General features: G+C 65.7%; 21 protein-coding genes. 11 read left to right on the top strand and 10 right to left on the bottom strand.

Annotation, left to right across the window (positions count from 1 at the left end; all coding sequences use genetic code 11):
- Positions 1-610: 610 nt before the first annotated feature.
- Complete coding sequence (gene acs / locus A2J02_RS23075) at positions 611-2,581, top strand: acetate--CoA ligase (RefSeq protein WP_068054127.1); 1,971 nt, start codon at positions 611-613, stop codon at positions 2,579-2,581.
- A gap of 67 nt (positions 2,582-2,648) precedes the next feature.
- On the opposite strand, the gene A2J02_RS23070 is transcribed toward acs, so the two are convergent.
- Complete coding sequence (locus A2J02_RS23070; protein ID WP_068054121.1) at positions 2,649-4,019, bottom strand: MFS transporter; 1,371 nt, start codon at positions 4,017-4,019, stop codon at positions 2,649-2,651.
- 250 nt (positions 4,020-4,269) lie between these two features.
- Between A2J02_RS23070 and A2J02_RS23065 the strand changes: the two genes are divergently transcribed.
- Both A2J02_RS23065 and A2J02_RS23060 read left to right on the top strand, forming a co-directional pair.
- Entirely contained in the window at positions 4,270-4,764 is a 495-nt protein-coding gene (locus tag A2J02_RS23065; protein WP_068054119.1) for a phage holin family protein, read from the top strand.
- A 22-nt stretch (positions 4,765-4,786) separates the two neighbouring features.
- The gene (locus A2J02_RS23060) at positions 4,787-5,719 is read left to right on the top strand and encodes an alpha/beta fold hydrolase (protein WP_068054113.1); all 933 of its coding nucleotides are present in this window, start codon (positions 4,787-4,789) and stop codon (positions 5,717-5,719) included.
- 27 nt (positions 5,720-5,746) lie between these two features.
- Here the strand turns inward: A2J02_RS23060 and A2J02_RS23055 are convergent, their stop codons facing one another.
- A complete protein-coding gene (locus A2J02_RS23055) occupies positions 5,747-6,658 on the bottom strand; it encodes an NADP-dependent oxidoreductase (protein WP_068054109.1) in 912 nt (303 codons plus the stop codon).
- A gap of 99 nt (positions 6,659-6,757) precedes the next feature.
- Here A2J02_RS23055 and A2J02_RS23050 point away from each other — a divergent pair, with 99 nt between their 5' ends.
- Positions 6,758-7,261 carry a MarR family winged helix-turn-helix transcriptional regulator gene (locus A2J02_RS23050; RefSeq protein ID WP_068054106.1) on the top strand — a complete coding sequence of 168 codons (504 nt, stop codon included), beginning with the start codon at positions 6,758-6,760 and terminating at the stop codon, positions 7,259-7,261.
- On the opposite strand, the gene marP is transcribed toward A2J02_RS23050, so the two are convergent.
- From marP to nth, 4 genes are read right to left on the bottom strand one after another with little or no spacing between them, the layout of a single operon-like run.
- Positions 7,258-8,448: an acid resistance serine protease MarP gene (gene marP, locus A2J02_RS23045; protein ID WP_068054104.1), complete on the bottom strand. Its 1,191-nt coding sequence runs from the start codon at positions 8,446-8,448 to the stop codon at positions 7,258-7,260. The genes A2J02_RS23050 and marP overlap by 4 nt on opposite strands.
- Positions 8,445-9,131, bottom strand: coding sequence for an NUDIX hydrolase (locus tag A2J02_RS23040; RefSeq protein WP_068054125.1), 687 nt, complete (start codon positions 9,129-9,131; stop codon positions 8,445-8,447). Before A2J02_RS23040 ends, marP begins: the two co-directional genes overlap by 4 nt.
- Before the next feature lie 23 nt (positions 9,132-9,154).
- Positions 9,155-9,763 (bottom strand): TlpA family protein disulfide reductase, encoded by a 609-nt coding sequence (locus tag A2J02_RS23035; RefSeq protein ID WP_068054126.1) that lies wholly within the window; start codon positions 9,761-9,763, stop codon positions 9,155-9,157.
- A 50-nt stretch (positions 9,764-9,813) separates the two neighbouring features.
- Positions 9,814-10,500 (bottom strand): endonuclease III, encoded by a 687-nt coding sequence (nth, locus tag A2J02_RS23030; RefSeq protein ID WP_231893979.1) that lies wholly within the window; start codon positions 10,498-10,500, stop codon positions 9,814-9,816.
- A gap of 173 nt (positions 10,501-10,673) precedes the next feature.
- Between nth and A2J02_RS23025 the strand changes: the two genes are divergently transcribed.
- Both A2J02_RS23025 and A2J02_RS23020 read left to right on the top strand, forming a co-directional pair.
- Complete coding sequence (locus A2J02_RS23025; RefSeq protein WP_068054099.1) at positions 10,674-10,943, top strand: hypothetical protein; 270 nt, start codon at positions 10,674-10,676, stop codon at positions 10,941-10,943.
- Positions 10,944-11,210: 267 nt separating this feature from the next.
- Positions 11,211-11,885, top strand: a complete 675-nt coding sequence (locus A2J02_RS23020) for a Crp/Fnr family transcriptional regulator (RefSeq protein ID WP_027494494.1) — start codon at positions 11,211-11,213, stop codon at positions 11,883-11,885.
- 27 nt (positions 11,886-11,912) lie between these two features.
- Here A2J02_RS23020 and A2J02_RS23015 read toward each other — a convergent pair whose 3' ends face one another.
- Positions 11,913-12,704 (bottom strand): MBL fold metallo-hydrolase, encoded by a 792-nt coding sequence (locus A2J02_RS23015; protein ID WP_068054124.1) that lies wholly within the window; start codon positions 12,702-12,704, stop codon positions 11,913-11,915.
- Positions 12,705-12,762: 58 nt separating this feature from the next.
- On the opposite strand from A2J02_RS23015, the gene A2J02_RS23010 reads away from it, so the two are divergent.
- Positions 12,763-13,617, top strand: a complete 855-nt coding sequence (locus A2J02_RS23010) for a Gfo/Idh/MocA family protein (RefSeq protein WP_068054096.1) — start codon at positions 12,763-12,765, stop codon at positions 13,615-13,617.
- A 67-nt stretch (positions 13,618-13,684) separates the two neighbouring features.
- Here A2J02_RS23010 and A2J02_RS23005 read toward each other — a convergent pair whose 3' ends face one another.
- Entirely contained in the window at positions 13,685-14,143 is a 459-nt protein-coding gene (locus A2J02_RS23005; RefSeq protein WP_068054093.1) for a RidA family protein, read from the bottom strand.
- Between the two features lie 6 nt (positions 14,144-14,149).
- Positions 14,150-14,317, bottom strand: coding sequence for a DUF4177 domain-containing protein (locus A2J02_RS27910; RefSeq protein ID WP_094638696.1), 168 nt, complete (start codon positions 14,315-14,317; stop codon positions 14,150-14,152).
- A gap of 57 nt (positions 14,318-14,374) precedes the next feature.
- On the opposite strand from A2J02_RS27910, the gene A2J02_RS23000 reads away from it, so the two are divergent.
- Genes A2J02_RS23000 through A2J02_RS22990 form a run of 3 tightly spaced genes read left to right on the top strand, consistent with a single transcriptional unit; the run spans position 14,375 to position 17,928 of the window.
- Entirely contained in the window at positions 14,375-15,748 is a 1,374-nt protein-coding gene (locus A2J02_RS23000; RefSeq protein ID WP_068054090.1) for a wax ester/triacylglycerol synthase domain-containing protein, read from the top strand.
- Positions 15,749-15,793: 45 nt separating this feature from the next.
- The gene (locus tag A2J02_RS22995) at positions 15,794-16,801 is read left to right on the top strand and encodes an ArsA family ATPase (protein WP_068054088.1); all 1,008 of its coding nucleotides are present in this window, start codon (positions 15,794-15,796) and stop codon (positions 16,799-16,801) included.
- On the top strand, positions 16,798-17,928 hold the full coding sequence (locus A2J02_RS22990; protein ID WP_068054086.1) for an ArsA family ATPase: 1,131 nt from the start codon (positions 16,798-16,800) through the stop codon (positions 17,926-17,928). Before A2J02_RS22995 ends, A2J02_RS22990 begins: the two co-directional genes overlap by 4 nt.
- Positions 17,929-17,950: 22 nt before the next feature.
- On the opposite strand, the gene A2J02_RS22985 is transcribed toward A2J02_RS22990, so the two are convergent.
- Complete coding sequence (locus A2J02_RS22985) at positions 17,951-18,274, bottom strand: WhiB family transcriptional regulator (protein WP_008712729.1); 324 nt, start codon at positions 18,272-18,274, stop codon at positions 17,951-17,953.
- 294 nt (positions 18,275-18,568) lie between these two features.
- On the opposite strand from A2J02_RS22985, the gene A2J02_RS22980 reads away from it, so the two are divergent.
- Positions 18,569-19,421: transglycosylase domain-containing protein (locus A2J02_RS22980; protein WP_197478112.1), on the top strand; the 853-nt coding region annotated here is incomplete at its 3' end.

Raw genomic sequence — 19,421 nt, 5'->3', positions numbered from 1 at the left:
CGGTGGTGTTGCCGGGAATCAGCGGGTTCTCGGGCTCGCCGATGTAGATGCTGTAGATACCGTCGGCGCTACCGCCGGAGCTCGAGCCACCGCCGCCACAGGCGGCGAGCAGGCTCGCACTCATCAGCACAGCCGTGGTGACTACCGCGGCACGTTTGATACGCAAGAAAATCCTCCATCCAGATGTGAACACGGGGTCGTCCGTGCTCAGTTCCTCGGGCGCGACGCCCGGGGATTCGTGGGCGACCGCATGGCACGGCAGGTGGGCCGTTCCAACGATCTGATGGGATGGACTTTAGACACATCCTGAAACGAACATGTGAACTCCCCCAGATTTTGCTGACCCGTGAGTAAGCAGGAAACATGATCGAAACGTTTCGGCAAGTCGATTTCTCACAGTTCGGACATCGGCGTCGCCCGGGGTGCACGCCGGCGGTCCCGATTACCGCCCAGCGTGCAGAAACTACCGATCACCGCAGATCAGGGGGTTGCAGGCGATTGCAACGGTGCGATTGCCATCACATGTGACTACCCTCACAAGGGGCTCGAGACAGGCACGGAAGTGCAGTTTCATGAGCGAAATGCACCGGACGAAAGTGAGCTATTCGAGATGACGACCAGTACCTCCGGAACCGACGAGACCGCGGTTGCCTCCTACGCGCCCTCGGCCGAGTTCGCCGCTCAGGCCAACGCCGGAGCCGACCTCTACGCCGCCGCGGAGAACGATCGACTCGGCTTCTGGGCCGAGCAGGCTCGCCGACTCCACTGGCACACCCCGTTCACCGAGGTACTCGACTGGTCCGACGCCCCCGTCGCCAAGTGGTTCGCCGACGGCGAGCTCAACGTCGCCTACAACTGCGTCGACCGCCACTTCCTCGACGGCCACTGCGACCAGGTGGCCATCCACTGGGAAGGCGAGCCCGGCGACAGCCGCGACGTCACCTACTCCGATCTGCTCGCCGACGTCAGCCAGGCCGCCAACACCCTGACCGAACTCGGCCTCGCCTCCGGCGACCGCGTCGCGATCTACATGCCCATGATTCCCGAGGCCATCGTCTCGATGCTCGCGTGCGCCCGCCTCGGCCTGACCCACTCCGTCGTCTTCGCCGGCTTCTCGGCCACCGCGCTGCGCTCGCGCATCGACGATGCCGAAGCCAAGCTCGTCATCACCACCGACGGTCAGTGGCGACGCGGCAAGCCCGCTCCCATCAAGGACACCGTCGACGAGGCCGTCGACGGCGCCGCCGGCAGTGCATTCGAGAACGCTGCCGCGTCAGTCGAACATGTACTCGTCGTCAAGCGCACCGACTCCGAGGTCTCGTGGACCGACGGACGCGACCTGTGGTGGCACGAGACCGTCGCGAAGGCGTCGAAAACCCATGAGGCACAGCCCTTCCCGGCCGAGCACCCGCTGTTCATCCTGTACACCTCCGGTACGACGGGTAAGCCGAAAGGCATCATCCACACCTCCGGCGGCTACCTGACGCAGACCTCGTACACCCACCACAACGTCTTCGACCACAAGGCAGGCACAGACGTCTACTGGTGCACCGCCGACATCGGCTGGGTCACCGGACACTCCTACATCGTCTACGGCCCGCTCTCGAACCGCGCCACCCAGGTCGTCTACGAGGGCACGCCCAATTCGCCCGACGAGCACCGGCATTGGAACGTCATCGAGAAGTACAAGGTCTCGATCTACTACACCTCCCCCACCCTCGTTCGCACATTCATGAAGTGGGGCAAGGAGATTCCCGAGGCACACGACCTGAGCTCGATCCGTCTGCTCGGCTCCGTCGGCGAGCCCATCAACCCCGAGGCGTGGCGCTGGTTCCGCGACGTCGTCGGCGGCGGCACCGCACCGATCGTCGACACCTGGTGGCAGACCGAGACCGGCGCGATCATGATCTCCCCACTGCCCGGCGTCACCTCCACCAAGCCCGGCTCCGCAATGACCCCGCTACCGGGCATCTGCGCCAAGATCGTCGACGACGACGCCAAGCCACTCGGCAACGGCGGCAACGGATATCTCGTGCTCGACGAGCCCTGGCCGTCGATGCTGCGCGGCATCTGGGGCGATATGGACCGCTACAAGGACACCTACTGGTCCCGCTACGCCGAAGAAGGCTGGTACTTCGCCGGTGACGGTGCCAAGTACGACGAGGACGGCGCACTGTGGGTCCTCGGCCGCGTCGACGACGTCATGAACGTCTCGGGCCACCGCATCTCCACCTCCGAGGTGGAATCGGCACTGGTCACCCATCACAGTGTCGCCGAAGCCGCGGTGGTCGGTGCCGCCGACGACACCACCGGTCAGGGCATCGTCGCATTCGTCATCCTGCGGGCCGGCGAGGAGAACACCGGCGACGCGTTGATCGCAGAACTCAAAGCTCAGGTCTCCAAGGAGATTTCACCGATCGCCCGGCCACGCGAGATCTCCATCGTGCCCGAGCTGCCGAAGACGCGATCCGGCAAGATCATGCGTCGCCTACTGCGCGACGTGGCCGAGGGCCGCGAACTCGGCGACGTCTCCACCCTCGTCGACCCGAAGGTGTTCGAGGCGATCAAGAAGGGCCGCTAGCGCTCAGCGCAGGTGAGCGGAAACTCGACCCCTGCTACGAGTTTCCGCTCACGTGCGGCGCAGCCGCTCACACGCTGTCGAGCGACTGATCCCGTGTTTCTTTCATGATGATCAACGAGATCAGCGTCAACGCCGCGGCGATGGCGAGGTAGACGCCCACCCAGCCGACGCCGTAGCTGCTCACCAGCCAGGTGGCGATGAACGGGGCGACTGCGGCCCCGAGGATCGACGCGGTGTTGTACGAGATTCCCGAGCCCGTGTAGCGCACGTTGGTCGGAAACAGTTCGGGCAGAACGGCACTCATCGGTCCGAAGGTCAGACCCATCAGGCCGAGGCCGACGCACATGAACACCAGCATCTTGCCTGCCGACGCGGACGCCGGATCTGCGAACCAGTGGAACGACAGTCCGAACAGCACGATCGCCGTGGTGATGACGATGAGCGTGGGACGGCGGCCGTACTTGTCGGCGAGCAGTCCGGCGACCGGAATCAGAGCCGCGAAGAACAGCACGGCGATGAGCTGCAGTTCCAGGAAGTCGGTGTACGGAATGGCCAGCTTGGGCCCGTTGACGTCGGAGACCTTGCCCGTTCCGTAGCTGACCACCCACGTGGTCATGATGTAGAAGAGCGTGTAGGTGGCGAGCATGACGAAGGTACCGATGATCAGCTGACGCCAGCTGGTCTTGAACACCTGAGCCAGCGGAGTCTTGACCTTCTGCCCGCGCTCGACGGCCAACTTGAACACCGGCGTCTCCTCCAGCTTGAGCCGGACGTACAGACCGATGATCACCATGATCGCGCTGAGCAGGAACGGGATTCGCCAGCCCCACGTCAGGAACGCGTGGTCGGTGCCGGAGTTCGCAGAGTCGTAGCCCGTCGCGATGACGATGAGCAGGAAGATGCCGTTGGCGAAGAAGAAGCCGATGGGCGCGCCCAGCTGCGGGTACATCGCGGCCCAGGCTCGCTTGCCCGGTTTCGCGGTTTCGGTCGCCAGCAATGCTGCACCGCTCCACTCGCCACCCAGGCCGACGCCCTGGGTGAAGCGCATGATCGCCAGCAGGGCCGGGGCCCACAGACCCACCGCGGCGTACGTCGGCAACAAGCCGATCGCGAACGTCGCGACGCCCATCGTGAGCAGGGAGCCGACGAGGGTCGCCTTGCGTCCGATGCGATCACCGAAGTGGCCGAACAGAATCGACCCGACGGGCCGCGCGATGAACGCCAGACCGAACGTCGCGAACGACGCCAGCAGCGCCGTGGTGTCGTTGCCCGCGGGAAAGAACAGACGCGGGAAGACGAGTACGGCGGCGGTGGCATAGATGTAGAAGTCGAAGAACTCGATGGACGTGCCGACCATCGAGGCGATCACGATGCGTGACCGCGGCACCTGAGGTGCGGGAATTGCGCCGTCGGGCGCGACGGCGTGTGCTGAACTCACGGATGCTCCTGAAAGGGGGAAGTTCCCTGCAAATTACCTGATGAACACCTGAGAATTTCACGACCCGGGCGTGTCCGGTGCCCGATCGCGCAAGATCGGCGAGTTTGCGGGAGGCGGTACCGAGGTACGCGTCCAAACGAGGGCCGAGCGTCGCTTGCCCTTCGCGGAACAGTTAATCTGCTATCCAGGCACTACTGTCGATACGATCTTCCGCACAACACCGAGCAGAGCGATTACAAGGGGTCGAGAGTTGAGCGTCAGCAATGACAAGGGATACGGAAACGGCGTCCCGAACACGATTTCATCGATACCTCTGACCGATGTCGATGCCCGCACCCCTGGTAGCGCCAGCATCGGAAACCTCGTCAAGGACGCCACCACCCAGGTCTCGACGCTCGTGCGCGCCGAAGTCGCCCTCGCCAAGGCCGAGGTCACCGGTGAGGTCAAGAAGGGTCTGCAGGGCAGCGTCTTCTTCATCATCGCCCTGACGGTTCTGCTGTTCAGCACCTTCTTCTTCTTCTTCTTCGCGGCCGAGCTGCTCGACGTGTGGCTCTACCGTTGGGCCGCATTCCTCATCGTGTTCGCGTTCATGGTGTTGGCTGCGGCGCTGTTCGGATTCCTCGGCTACCGCAGGGTCAAGAAACTGCGCAAGCCCGAGAAGACCATCGACTCGCTCAAGCAGGCGTCGACGGTGCTGCCGAACCAGCACGATTCCATCCCCGGGGTTCCCGGCTACAAGAAGTAGTAGCCCGGGCGAATCGAGCAGTATGAATCAGCCCGATCCGTCCACGGTCCGGTATCCGGGACAGTGGATCCATCGCGACATCCACGCCAACGGAATCCGGTTCCACGTCGTCGAGGTCGGCGAACATGCACCGGACGCACCGCTGGTGGTCCTGCTGCACGGCTTCGCCGACTTCTGGTATTCGTGGCGACACCAACTTGCCGCACTCGCTCGGTCCGGCGTCCGGGCAATCGCCGTCGACCTGCGCGGTTACGGTGACTCCGACAAGCCCCCACGCGGATACGACGGGTGGACACTGGCCGGCGATATCGTCGGACTGGTTCGCGCTCTGGGATACCCGCACGCCACCTTCGTCGGTCACGCCGACGGCGGTCTCGTCTGCTGGGCCAGTGCGGCGTTGCACCCCCGCTTGGTGAGCTCGATGGTGCTGATCAACGCACCGCACCCCATCTCGCTGCGGCGAGCGGTGTTGAAGGATTCGGCGCAACGCGCTGCGTTGCTACCGCATTTCGTTCGCTACCAGGTTCCGCTGCGCCCGGAGAGGCTGCTGACGCGCCGAGGCGGAGCTGCGGTGGGCGAGTTGATGAGCAGCCGCGCCGGGTCCGCGTGGAAGAACACCGAGGACTACGCCGACACCGCAGCCAAGATGAGCTCGGCCATCCGGATTCCGGGTGCTGCGCACTGCGCGCTCGAATATCAGCGCTGGGCATTCCGCAGCCAGTTCCGCGCCGAGGGACGCCGCTTCATGGCCGCCGTGGACGTACGTACCTCGATTCCCGTCGCGCAGATCAGCGGCGACCTCGACCCGTACGTGCTGCCCACCACCCTCGATCGCGATCGGCACTGGGCACCGGGACTGACGCGTCGAACAGTGCGTGACGTGGGGCATTACGTCCACCAGGAAGCACCCGACGTGGTGTCCGAGGAGATCCTGCGAGTCGTGCACGAAATCTGAACGCGCTCGATTACGCGCGGCGGTGGGTCACCGCATGGTGACGACGACCTTGCCGCTTCCCCGCTCGGCCACGGCGTGGGCGTCGGCGATCTGGGCGAACGGCAGAGTGTGGTCGACCCGGGGCAGATAGATTCCGCGTCGGCCCAGCTCGGAAGCGCGCTCCAACAACTGAGACTCGTTGCGAGCGTCGATCTTTCGCGCACCCAGACGTTCGGCACCCTCGGCGTCCAGGACGGTCACGACGCGGGCGGGGTCGCCCACCAACGTGATCAGGTCCTCCGGCAGAGATGACGGCGCCGTGTGCACAGCCGCGTCCACCCCGCCCGGCGCGAGGAGGGCGACCCGTTCGGCAAGCCCCGGACCATAGGTGGTCGGCCGTACGCCGAGGCCGATCAGATAGTCGTGATTGCGCGGGCTTCCGGTTCCGATCACCTCGGCCCCCGAATCCCTCGCGAGAACACTCAGGGCGGTGCCCACTGCTCCGGAAGCGCCGTCGATCAGTACGGTCTTCCCTTCCAGACTCCCGAAGACCTCGAGAGCCTCGATGACCGCGGATGCCGTGCTCGAAGCGAGCCCGGCGGCCGCAGCGTGCTCGATGCTCCAATCCGAGGGTGCACTGCTCCACGCGGTGAGTACTGCGTACTGCGCGGTGGTGTCACTGATCCCACCGACGCCGAACACGACGTCTCCGACCTGCGTGCCGACAACCCCCGGTCCTACCTCGTCGACCACTCCGGCCGCGTCACGGCCGGGGATGGCGGGCAGATCGAGCGGCACCACATCACTCAACCGACCGGAGCGCAGCAGATAGTCGATGGGGTTGATGCTCGCGGCTCCGACCTCGATGCGAACGGTGTTCGCCTCCGCGTGAGGTTCCGGTGTGTCCTCGACCACGAGTACTTCGGGGCCACCGTAACGGTGGTATCGCGCTGCCTGCATCTGGTTCTCCGTACTACGCATCGGGTACGAGATTACTTCCCGCGGAAAGTAATCTACCCGAGAATACTTTCCGCAGCAAGCAACGGTATCGTGTAACCCGTGTCCGATGCCCCGCACCTCTCGCCTCAGGAAGACCGAACCTGGTCTCTGCTCGTGGGAGTGATGATGTGGCTACCGGGCGCCCTCGATGCGTACCTCGGCCACGAGCACGGGCTCACACACGCGGAGTATCAGGTCCTGCGTTGGTTGTCGACGAGCGAGGAAAGCGACGTTCACATGACGCAGCTGGCCGCGGGCGCAGGCGTCACGCCCTCACACCTGTCGCGCATCGTGACCAGGATGGAAAAGAAGCTGTGGGTCACTCGACGAAGCGATTCCGAGGACGCACGACGAACATTGGCACGATTGACCGATGTCGGCTCGCAGGCGGTGGACCGCATCGAGCCCGGGTACGTGCAGCAAGTGCGCCGACGGGTGTTCGAGCACCTCGGCCCCGGCCGGATCGACCAGCTCGAGCAGCTGGCCGAGGCGATCCTGACCCCACTCAGACAAGATTGTGTGCATCTGTTGCCCAGCCGGACTTCGCCAGGCCCTGGCGACTAGACGACGCAGTCGCCGGTGCCGACCGGCACCGGGGCAGCGAAGCTCTGTGCAAGTTCGTCGGCGATCTCCGACGCGGTCAACACGAATCCGGTGTCGGGGTCGTCGACGGCAGCGCCGAACACGACTCCGAGTACTTCTCCGGACGAGTTGACCAGGGGTCCACCGGAATTGCCCTGCCGCACCGATCCGCGCACGGTGTAGACCTCACGCTGGATGGTTCCGGTGCGGTAGATGTCCGGCCCGCTGAGGTTGATGATCTCGCGGATTCGCGCCGGGCTCGCCGTGTACGGACCGCCGCCGGGGTAACCGAGCACGATGGCGTCGGTACCGGATTCGGCTGGCATCGGGGCGAAGGTCAGCACCGGTGCCTGCAGCTGTGGAACACGAAGCACGGCAACGTCTTCCTCGGGGTCGAACAGCACGACGTCTGCGTCGAGCGGTCCGTTGGGCGAATCGACGGTCACCTCGGAGGTGCCGGCGACGACGTGCGCGTTGGTCATCACCAGATCGGATCCGACGACGAAACCGGAGCCTTCGAGAGCCTTCTGGCAGCTCGGTGCGATGCCGTTGATCTTGATGACACTCGATTGCAGTTGCACCGGAACAGGTCCCGCTGCGATACCGGAATCGGGCGCGGCGACCTCGGCGACCGGGGTGCGACCGAACGGTCCGATGACGTCCGGCAATCCGGAGGTGTCGAGCAACGCCGAGAATTCCTCGGGTACCTGCCGCAGCCAGTCGGGTGCCACCTGATCGACCTGACCGAGCACCGACGACCCGCGCACCGCGCTGGCCACCTCGGGCTGCGAGGACGACGTCAGTGGAATGGCGAGCAGCCACGCAGCGGCGAGCACCGCCACCGCCTGCAGCCCGGCTCCGACCGTGCTGTCGACGGATCGTGCTGCGCGCGAATGTATTCCGCTGCGCAAGGCCCGCCCTAGGACCATTCCGGCGACTTCACCGACGATCACCAACACCACGATCAGTGCGATACCGACGAACACCCGCGTCCGCGAACCGTCGACGTGTTCGAGCACGTGCGGTGCCACCAGAATGCCGGCAACGGCACCGAGGACGACCCCCAGAAACGCCAGCGCCGACGCCACCGCCCCCTGCCGCCATCCCGACGACGCCGCCAGCAGTGCGATGGCGATCACCGCGATATCGACCCACCCTGAACCTGTCACCGATCGAGCCTCGCTCCTACCGCAGTCAAGCTGGCCTCCAGATCGCGTATGTCCCCCGTGTCCCACTCGGGCTCCCAGCCCGATACAGCCAGCAGACCCGCCAGGATACCGCCCGTGAATCCCCACACCAGCATTCCCTGCACAGCGAACGCTGGGCCCTGGTAGCCCGCAGGGTGGCGCACCTGGAATCGATTGTCCGGATCGAGCAACTCGCGCAACGGAACTCGCACCACTCGCTCGGTCTCGCCGGGATCGACGACGCGCACCGGGCTGGGCTGCTGCCAGTACGAGAGCACCGGAACCACATCGAAGCGCGACGGCGGAACGTAGATGCCGGGCATCGTCGCCAGTGGCACGACGCCTGCCGGATCGAGCCCGGTTTCCTCCTGCGCCTCGCGCAGTGCCGTGCCGACCGGGCCGTCGTCGCCCGGGTCGGTGGCTCCGCCGGGGAAGGCGATCTGCCCGCTGTGATCGCGCAACGTCGACGCACGCTGCGTCAGCAGGACGTCGGCGTCGGCGGGCAATCCACCGGGCGAGGTGGGATCTGCGGAGGCGGGGCCGCCGAACAGCACCAGCACAGCGGCGGACCGCGGTCGGTCGGACGGCGGTGCCTGACGCTGCAGCACGGGGTTGATGCCGGTGGTGTCGGTCAGGCCGCCGGCCCTGCCTGCCACGTCGAGCATGCGTCCGAGCCAGTCGGGTGCGCTCACGAGTCGACTCCGAGGTTCACGCGTACGGCGTCGGCGATCTCGTCGACGCTACGGAAAGGTTGTGGCAGCACCTTGGCGACAGTGCCATCCGCAGATATCAAAACGGAAACGGGCAGCACGTTGGGTGCTCCGACGGCGGCGACGACGCGCCCGCCTCCGTCCTGAACGCCGGGCAGGGTGACGCCGTAATCGGTCAACCGAGTCAGGCCGTTGGCCTCGTTGGCGTCGTTGTGGACGGTCAGGACCTCGATCTTCTCGCCCGCCCGGTCGGCGTACTGCTGCAGGTAAGGCAGCTCTTCGGCGCAGGGGCCACACCAGTACGCCCAGATGTTGAGCAAAGCAGGGCGGCCCGCGAGTACCTGCCCGAGGTCGACGTACGAGCCGTCGCCGATGCATTCGAGGGTGATGCCCGTCAACGGGCCCGCGGCGTTGCCCGACGCCGTGGGGCACGCGGCGAGACCGGCGTCCTGACGCAATGGTGCGAGGGCCTCGGGAGTGTCGACTGCACGCCGCTCGTCCGTGCTCGGTGTTCGCTGCCCGAGGCCGGGCGAATCCATGGGCTGCGCGGTCGGCGCTTCGCTCCGGGGCCACAGCGCGTAGACCATCCCGACCACCAGGATCAGAGCGACCAGTGACCACCGCAGGGCAGATTTGTTCACGGCACGATTCCGGCGAGAGCGAGAAGGTGATCGGTTTCCGGGCCCTTCACCAACGCAGCTGCGGTTGCGGGGTCGGTCGGACCGGTCCCGAACGAGGGGCAGTCCTTGGCGAGGACGCACACCCCACAGGCGGGTGTACGGGCATGGCAAACGCGTCGACCGTGAAAGATGACTCGATGCGAGAGCAGCGTCCACTCCTTGCGCTCGATGAGTGCGCCGACGGCGTGCTCGACCTTGACCGGGTCCTGTTCCTCGGTCCACTGCCAGCGCCGTACGAGCCGTCCGAAATGGGTGTCGACGGTGATTCCCGGAACATCGAAGGCATTACCGAGAACCACGTTGGCCGTCTTGCGGCCGATCCCGGGGAGTGTGACGAGGTCCTTCAGCGTCGCGGGCACCTCGCCGTCGAAGTTCTCCAGCAACTTCTGCCCGAGACCGATCAGCGAGTTGGCCTTGTTCCGATAGAAGCCCGTGGTGCGGATGAACTCCTCGAGTTCGGTCCGGTCGGCCTCGGCGTAATCACGGGCTGTGCGGTATCTCACGAACAGCGCTGGGGTGACCATGTTGACGCGCTTGTCGGTGCACTGCGCGGACAGGATGGTCGCGACGGCCAGTTCCAGCGGCGTGGTGAAGTCGAGTTCGCAGTACACATGCGGGAAGGCAGTGTTCAACGTCCGGTTCATTCGCCGAGCTCGACGCACCAGCCCGAGGTGCGTCTCCTCGCGTTTGCGCACGTCGGGGCGTTTCGGAGCTGTCGAATCCACTCCACAACTGTACGGACAAGAATGCGTAACGTTCCTCGCGGCAGCAGCGGACCGTGTTTGTATCGAGATCTTTTCGGTGTTAACTGGCCGGTATGCAAGGACTCGCCGTGGTGCTCTTTCCGGTACTACTCATGCTCTTCGCACTCGCGATGGAACGCGTCGAGTTTCGTCTGAGCAAGCTCGGCGTCCGGGAGCAAGAAGTACAGGAATTCCTCGATCAGGCGAGCAAGTCCGAGGTCGCCACTCTGGCGAACGAGGGCTTCCCGCACGCATTGGCCCGGTTCAACACCCGCAAACGCCGCCAGACCCCGCCGCGGACCATCGACACGCGCGACGGCCTGGCCGACCAACGAGCCAGTTGAGCGCGCGTTTCGTCCCATTGGTCGTAATTTGGATGAATTTCGGGTGAACGGGAACACACGCCCGAGTCCTCTGGCAACCTGTGGTGGCGTCGATCACTCGGTTTTCACCGACTCGAAGTAGACTCCCCTGAGGTAATTGTTGTGTTTGATCATCGGATCGGCGTCGACGCCTGAACTGCACCGCAGTTCGGTGCATGGCACGAACTGAGTACAAACGCCTTCGGTGGTGCGGGTTTCCGCGACACCGACATCCCAAAAGGAGCGCAAGTGGACGACGTCCTGGCACGGGCCGGCATCTTCCAAGGAGTCGAACCCTCTGCGGTTGCGGCACTGACGAAGCAGCTGCAGCCTGTCGATTTCCCCCGTGGGCACGTGGTGTTCAACGAGGGTGAGCCCGGAGACCGGCTCTACATCATCGTTTCGGGCAAGATCAAGCTCGGGCGACGCTCCCCCGACGGCCGCGAGAACCTGCTGACGATCATGGGACCGTCGGACATGTTCGGTGAGCTGTCGATCTTCGACCCCGGCCCCCGTACGTCCTCGGCCACCACGGTCACCGAGGTCCGCGCGGTCAGCATGGACCGTGCTGCGCTCAAGGACTGGATCGATCAGCGCCCCGAGATCGCCGAGCAGCTGCTGCGCGTACTGGCTCGCCGGTTGCGTCGCACCAACAACAACCTGGCCGACCTCATCTTCACCGACGTTCCCGGACGTGTCGCGAAGGCGCTGCTCCAGCTGGCCCAGCGCTTCGGCACCCAGGAAGCGGGATCGCTGCGCGTGACCCACGACCTGACGCAGGAAGAGATCGCTCAGCTCGTCGGCGCGTCTCGCGAGACCGTCAACAAGGCACTGGCCGACTTCGCGCACCGCGGCTGGCTGCGCCTCGAAGGCAAGTCCGTGCTGATCTCGGACTCCGAGCGGCTGGCACGCAGAGCTCGCTAGGCCGAGTTCCGTCGAGACAGCTGCTCGCTAGCTCTCGCGGAGGTAGGCCAGCTGCGTCTTGACCGACATCCGCGCAGCCGGCCACAACTTCTTGTCCACGTCGGAATAGACGTGCCGTACCACCTGCATCGGTTTCGCGTTCTCGCCGATCTCGGCGAGCGCCGAGCGAACCTGATCCAGCCGCTGCCGACGGTGGGCGCGATACGCTCGCGCCACCTCGGCGGTGTCCGGCAACTCCGGCCCGTGCCCGGGAAGTACCGTCTTCCCCGCACCGGCCGCCTCGAGCCGGTCCAACGACTGCAGATAGTCCGCGAGCGAACCGTCCTTCGGGTCCAGCACCGTCGTGCCGCGACCCAAGACGGTATCTCCCGTCAGGATCGCGTCGTCCAACACGAAACTCACCGAATCCGCGGTGTGACCGGGGGTGTGCAGAACCTCGATGCGCAGCCCGGCAGCCTCGATGACCTCGCCGTCGGCCAGGGTCGTACCGTCTCCGTGCAGGAACTTCTCCCCTACCGCACGCACCGGCGCCGCCGTCTTGCGGTGGAACCGCTTCAGTCCGCCGGTGTGATCCGCATGTCGATGAGTGACGAGCGTCAGCACCACCGTGCCCGACGCGGCGACGGCGTCGAGATGAGCTTTGTCCTTCGGCCCGGGATCGACGACGATGCATTCGTCCGACCCCGGTGCCTGCAGAATCCAGGTGTTCGTCCCGTCGAGCGTCATCTTGCCCGGGTTGTCGGCGAGCAGAACCGACGCGGTGGGCGTCACCTGCCGGAGAAGTCCGTACGCGGGATGCTGGGGGTTCGAGTCGGCCATGAAAGTACTGTAGGTCGCCTGCTCCACGCCGTGTCCGGGAGGACTACCGTCGATATTCATGAAGGTCGGACTCGTCGGAGCTGGGCCCTGGGCCCGTAAGACTCAAGCCCCCTCGCTACTCGCCCATCCCGCCATCGACTTCGCCGGAGTATGGGCACGCAGACCCGAAGCGGCAGCCGAGCTGGGGGCACCGGTCTTCGACTCGTTCGACGACCTGCTGGGTGCCGTCGATGCGGTGGCGTTCGCGGTACCACCGGCCGTGCAAGCCGGGTACGCACTCCGCGCGGTGCAGGCAGGCAAACATGTGTTGCTGGACAAGCCGATTGCCGCAACGGTGGCCGAGGCCGAGGAACTGGCCGCGGCAGTGACGGCCGCAGGCGTCCGCTCGATGGTGACGCTGACGCTCCGGTTCGCCCCGGAGACAAGGCAATTCCTCGACGCGGTCGCCGGGCGACCGTGGGCAGCGGGTTCGGGTACCTGGTTCTCCGGTGCCGTCCTCGGCGGGGCGTACGCGAACTCGCAGTGGCGACACGACGACGGGGCGATCCTCGACATCGGCCCACACGTGTTCGATCTGCTCGACGCCGCACTGGGAACCATTGCGCGCGTTGCCTACTCGCACCGTGAGGTGGCGTCGGACAGTTGGACCGTGGTGCTCGAGCACGAGGGCGGTGCAACGAGCACCGTGCAACTGTCGCTGCGGACGCCGATCATGCCGTCCCTGATGCGGATCGAGCTCAGCGGCACCGACGGTATCGCCACGCTCACCGATCGATCGACCTCGTCGACCGACTGCTTCGCCGTCCTGCTGGACGAATTCCTCGAGTCGGTCGACAAGGGTGTCGATCACGAATGCTCGGTACACCGAGGCCTACACCTGCAGAAGGTGATCAGTGCGGCTGCGCCCCAGTGACATGTGCGGCTGCGCCCCAGTGGCGTGGTTGAGTGCCCCAGAGGGCACCTAGCCACACCACTGCGCGTCAGCGCAGTTCGACGATGAGCTCCACTTCCACCGAAGCACCGAGCGGCAGTTCGGCGACACCCACGGCCGAGCGCGCATGCTTGCCCGCATCGCCGAAAATCTCACCGATGACGTTCGACGCCCCGTTGATCACCCCGGGCTGGCCGGTGAATCCCGGAGCGGAGGCGACGAAGCCGACCGCCTTGATCACTCGGGCCACCGAATCGATGCCGACGAGCGCGTGCACGGCGGCGAGCGCATTCAGGGCGCAGAGGCGCGCCGCTGCAGTGGCGTCCTCAGCGGTGACGTCGCCGCCGACCTTGCCCACCGACGTCAGGTTTCCGTCCACGATCGGCAACTGGCCGGAGGTGTGGACGAGCGAGCCCACCTGCACCGCCGGGACGTACGCCGCCAGCGGCGGGACGACGTCGGGCAGCTCGATGCCCAGCTCGGACAGTCGTTCGCTCCAATTCGCCACGCGCGCTCAGACCTTCGGGCGCTTGAAGTACGCGACCAACGTGTCTCCGCCGTTGGGTCCCGCCATGATCGTGACGAGCTCCCAGCCCTCGGAGCCGTAGTTGTCGAGAATCTGCTTGGTGGCGTGAATCAGGACCGGCGCGGTGAAGTACTCCCAGATGATCTTTTCGCTCATGACTGTTGAGCCTATCGTTCGGTTCCACCGATGCGGTGCCGGAACTACAGTCGTCGCATGGATCGGCTCGATATCAAGGACGCCATCTATCACTTCGCGCGTGACCGCGGTGATTCTCGGGACCAGTTCTCCCTGACGGCGTTCGACTCGGTCGAACGCCCCGCGCCCTCGTTCGACGAGATCGTCGCCCACGTGGAGGCCCGCGCACCGCTGGTCCCCGGCCTGGGACTGCGGCTCCGGGAGGCGCCACTGAATCTGGACTACCCGCGATGGGTACCCGATACGTCCCCGCTGTCCGAGCGGATGTCGGATCACGACCTCGGCGGTGCGCCCTGGGCCGACTTCGAGAACTTGATGGGCGACCTGCTCCGCACTCGTCTCGATCTCCGAGAGCACTCCTGGCACCTGCACGTGGTCCGTGGAATCGGTTCTGCTCCGCTGATGCAGGGTGCGGTGACGGTGGTGATACTGCAGGTCGGGCACGCCCTGACCGATGGGCTGGGCGTATCGAGGATGGTTCGAGCACTGTTCGAGCCAGTGTCCGCGACAGGTGCGGCTCTATCACCGGAGACCGAGCCCAAGCGAGAGAACGCCGTCGTCAGCACTCTCGGTGCGGTGGTGCGCGCACCGGTCGATCTCGTTCGATCGCGGTGGGAGGCCCGTCGAGCTGTTCGCGCGTACCGGGGGTCGCAGCCCGGCCCGCCCTCGGTGCCGGCCACGGCGCTGAACCAGGCCGTGGGGCCGTATCGAGTCGTTCGCATAGTGCCGATGCAGCAGACGGAAGTCCGCGCGGGTGCCGCGTCGGTCACGGTGTCCGCTCTGTGTGCCGTCGGCTCGTGCCTCGACCAATATCTCGGCGACGGCGACGGCGACGGCGACGGCGACGAGCCGCTGTCCGCGACCGGAGGCACCGTCGCGGCGTTCGTCCCGATGGCCCTACCGCGCGACGTGGAGTGGCCGGCAGCGAATCGAGCGGTGGTCGGAACGGTCGACCTCCACGTCGGAGAACCCGATATCGCGAAGCGAGCCGAGCTGATCACTCGGTCGCTCGCGGCCGAACAAGCCAGGGTGACGGCTGCACCGTTGCTCCGCGTCGCGCGCGCGGACGAGCGAGTGCCTGCACCGATCGTCCGGTTCGTACAGGGACGCCGATTCCGACAACACGACCGCTCTCCGTCGTTCGTCGGTGCTCAGACGACCGTCGTCAGTGTCGACCGTGGCCGCGCGGACCTCGAGCTGTGTGGTGCCGTCGCGCGTTTCTCGGCAGGCTTTCCGTTCCTCGAAGACGGCCGGTGTCTCAATCACGGAATCTTCGGCCTGGGCGACGTGGTGACGATCGCGATGGTCGCCTGTCCCGACGCAGTACCGAATCTCGACGCGTACACCCAGGGATTGGTCGACCGACTCCGCCGACACTCCGAGCAGAGTTAGACACTTCGGTCGGACGCCCGGGGACGACCTCTATATGGTCGGGGTGTGGGCATAGCGAACGAAGAGGGATGGCCGGCGAAGGCAGATGCCGCGCGGCTGCATTTCGTATCCGGTAAGGGCGGGACCGGCAAGACGACGGTCGCTGCCGCATTGGCCCTGGCGCTCGCAGCCGGTGGTCGACGGGTGTTGCTGGTGGAGGTCGAGGGCAGGCAGGGCATCGCGCAGCTGTTCGACGTGCCGCAGCTTCCGCCCAAGGAGACACGCGTCGCCTCGGCGGACGGCGGCGGCGAGGTCTACGCACTGGCCATCGACATCGAGACCGCGTTCCTCGAATACCTCGAGATGTTCTACAACCTCGGCTTCGCCGGCCGCGCGATGCGCAAGATCGGCGCCATCGAGTTCGCGACGACCATCGCACCGGGTCTGCGCGACGTGTTGCTGACCGGCAAGGTCAAGGAATGTGTGGTGCGGACCGACAAGAAGGGCAACCGGGCCTACGACGAGATCGTCGTCGACTCGCCGCCGACCGGACGCATCGGAAACTTCCTCGACGTCACCAAGGCCATGGCCGACCTGGCCAAGGGCGGACCGGTTCGTTCGCAGAGCGAGGGCGTGGTGCGGTTGCTGCACTCGGCCGACACCGTCGTGCACCTGGTGACACTGCTCGAGGCGCTGCCGGTGCAGGAGACGGCCGACGCGGTGCGTGAGCTAGAGGCGGCAGATCTTCGACTCGGCGCGGTCATCGTCAATCGCACCGAACCGACGTACCTGCCGGCCGAGTCGCTCGAGGCCATCGCCGAGGGCGAGATCGATGCCGTCGCCATTCAGGACGGTCTCGCCAAGACAGGAATCACGTTGTCCGAGGCGGACTTTGCGGGGTTGCTCACCGAATCGATCGAGCACGCGGCAACGCTCTCGGCTCAGGTGGAGAGCGCAACCACGCTCGACGAACTCGACGTCGCGCGGATGTCGCTGCCGATGTTGGCCGATGGTGTCGATCTCGGCGGCTTGTACGAGCTCGCCGCCAAGCTTGCAGAACAGGGTGTCCGATGACTCGACCAGTAGCAACCGAACTCGATGTCGACCGCATCCTGACCGATCCCACGTCGCGGATCGTCGTCGTCTGCGGGGCCGGCGGAGTCGGCAAGACCACCACCGCGGCTGCGATGGCGCTGCGCGCTGCCGAGCAGGGTAGGCGGGTGGTGGTGCTGACGATCGATCCGGCCCGTCGCCTGGCTCAGGCTCTCGGTCTCGGCGATCTCGACAACAGCCCGCAGCCGGTGAAGTTGGGTGCCGGTGCCAAGGGTGAACTGCACGCGATGATGCTGAACATGCGACGCACGTTCGACGAGATGGTCATCGAGCACTCGACGCCGGAGAAGGCCGAGCAGGTGCTGGCCAATCCGTTCTATCAGACTGTGGCGTCGTCGTTTTCGGGCACGCAGGAGTACATGGCGATGGAGAAGTTGGGGCAGTTGTCCCTGGACTCGTCGTGGGATCTGATCGTGGTGGACACTCCGCCGTCGCGCAGTGCACTGGACTTCCTCGATGCACCGCAGCGACTCGGCTCGTTCCTCGACGGCCGGTTCATCCGGCTGCTCACCGCTCCCGGCCGCGGCATCACCCGCGTGGTCACCAGCGCGATGAGTTTGGCCATGCGCGGCGTCTCCACCGTGATCGGTAGCCAAATGCTGTCCGACGCATCAGCTTTCGTGCAATCACTGGATTCCATGTTCGGCGGGTTCCGCGAGCGGGCGACGCGTACCTACCAGCTGCTTCGCGAGGACGGCACCAGCTTCCTCGTCGTCGCTGCCGCAGAACCCGACGCGCTGCGCGAGGCGGCCTTCTTCGTGGAGCGCTTGTCTGCGGAGAAGATGCCCCTGGCCGGGTTGGTGGTGAACCGAACGCACCCGACGCTGTCGTCGGTGCAGGCGGATCACGCCGCGACGGCGGCCGATCTACTCGATCGGATCGACGACCCGGGTGCGGATCTGACCGCCGCTGTCCTCCGGATCCACGCTCAGCGCGCCGTCACGGCAGCGCGTGAGGTGCGGTTGCTTCGCCGGTTCACCGGTGCGCACCCCCGCGTGCCCATCGTCGGTGTTCCGTCACTGCCGTTCGAGGTCTCCGACCTCGCCGCGCTGCGTGCAGTGGCCGATCAGCTGACTCGCAAAGGCTGAATCGGCCCTGCCCGGCAGGCGACTAGATGGCTGCTTGCTGCTGACGCTGGGTCTCGAAGAACTCGGACCAGGAGTCGACCTCGGGGTGCTGCTTGAGCAGCGCCCTGCGCTGGCGTTCCGTCATGCCGCCCCAAACACCGAACTCGACTCGATTGTCGAGGGCATCCGCACCGCACTGCATGAGTACCGGGCAGTGCCGGCAGATGGTTGCGGCCTTGCGCTGCGCTGCACCCCGGACGAAGAGCTGGTCCGGGTCAGTGCCCTTGCAACGGGCGTGCGACACCCAGGCGATGCGTGCCTCTGCTTCTTCTACGTCGAGTCGCGTCGGCGCGGTTGTCGTGTGCATGCGGATACCCCTTTGCGTTGCGGACGTCCTCGCTGGACGTCCCGGAGGCTCGAAGCGGTTTGTACCTCGTCAGGCGAAGCACAAATTCTAGGAGCTGCCCCACATTCATTATCAAGTGTTATGCGAATCACACCGTGCTCATAATTTAGGTAAAGCGAGCCCCGAATGCAAGACGGCGGGGTCACATTTCTGGTACGGCCGTCCCGAGCAGGGGCGCAGCACACGGCGCATGCAGGCCTCTGCCGGTCCGAGCCACACCCACGTACGCTGTGCTCTGTGTCAGTTGGAAAAACCGTGGCGAAGCTCGCCGGATGTTCAGCACTCGCCGGTGCATTGCTCGCCGGCGTGATGTTCCCCTTGGCCGGTGGGTTCGGGTACGCCTCCAACCGCGCCGCCGATACCGTCGACAACGTCTCGGCCGAGTTGGTGGAGGGCGCAGTGCCTGCCGTCTCGACGATGACGGACGTCAACGGCAATCCCATCGCCTGGCTGTACGAGCAGCGTCGATTCGAAGTGCCGAGCGACCAGATCTCCAACGAGATGAAGCTCGCCATCGTCTCGATCGAGGACCGCCGCTTCGCCGAACACCAGGGCGTGGACTGGCAGGGCACGCTCCGAGCGTTCCTGACCAACACCACCAGCGGGCAGGTCGAGCAGGGCGCATCCACCATCGATCAGCAGTACGTGAAGAACTACCAGCTGCTCGTGGTGGCCAAGACCGACGCCGAGCGCCGAGCGGCCATCGAGACGACGCCCGCTCGCAAGATCCGCGAGATCCGCATGGCGTTGACGCTCGACAAGGAACTGACCAAGGACGAGATCCTCACCCGGTACCTCAACCTCGTTCCGTTCGGCAACGCGTCCTTCGGCATCCAGGACGCCGCCCAGACCTACTTCGGTATCGATGCGAGCCAGCTCAGCGCCGTCCAGGCCGCGATGCTCGCAGGCATGGTGCAGTCCAGCTCCGCACTCAACCCGTACACCAACGAGGAGGGCGTGCTCGAGCGCCGGAACACCGTGCTCGACACGATGATCCAGAACCTCCCCGAACGCGCCGACGAGCTCGCCGCGCTCAAGTCCGAGCCGCTCGGTGTGCTGCCCGTTCCCCAGACCCTGCCCCGCGGATGCATCGCGGCAGGCGACCGCG

Source organism: Rhodococcus sp. EPR-147 (assembly GCF_001647185.1).
Classification (GTDB): domain Bacteria; phylum Actinomycetota; class Actinomycetes; order Mycobacteriales; family Mycobacteriaceae; genus Rhodococcoides.
Note: the sequence above shows the minus strand (reverse complement) of the source record. Positions and strands in the feature narration are given on the sequence as shown.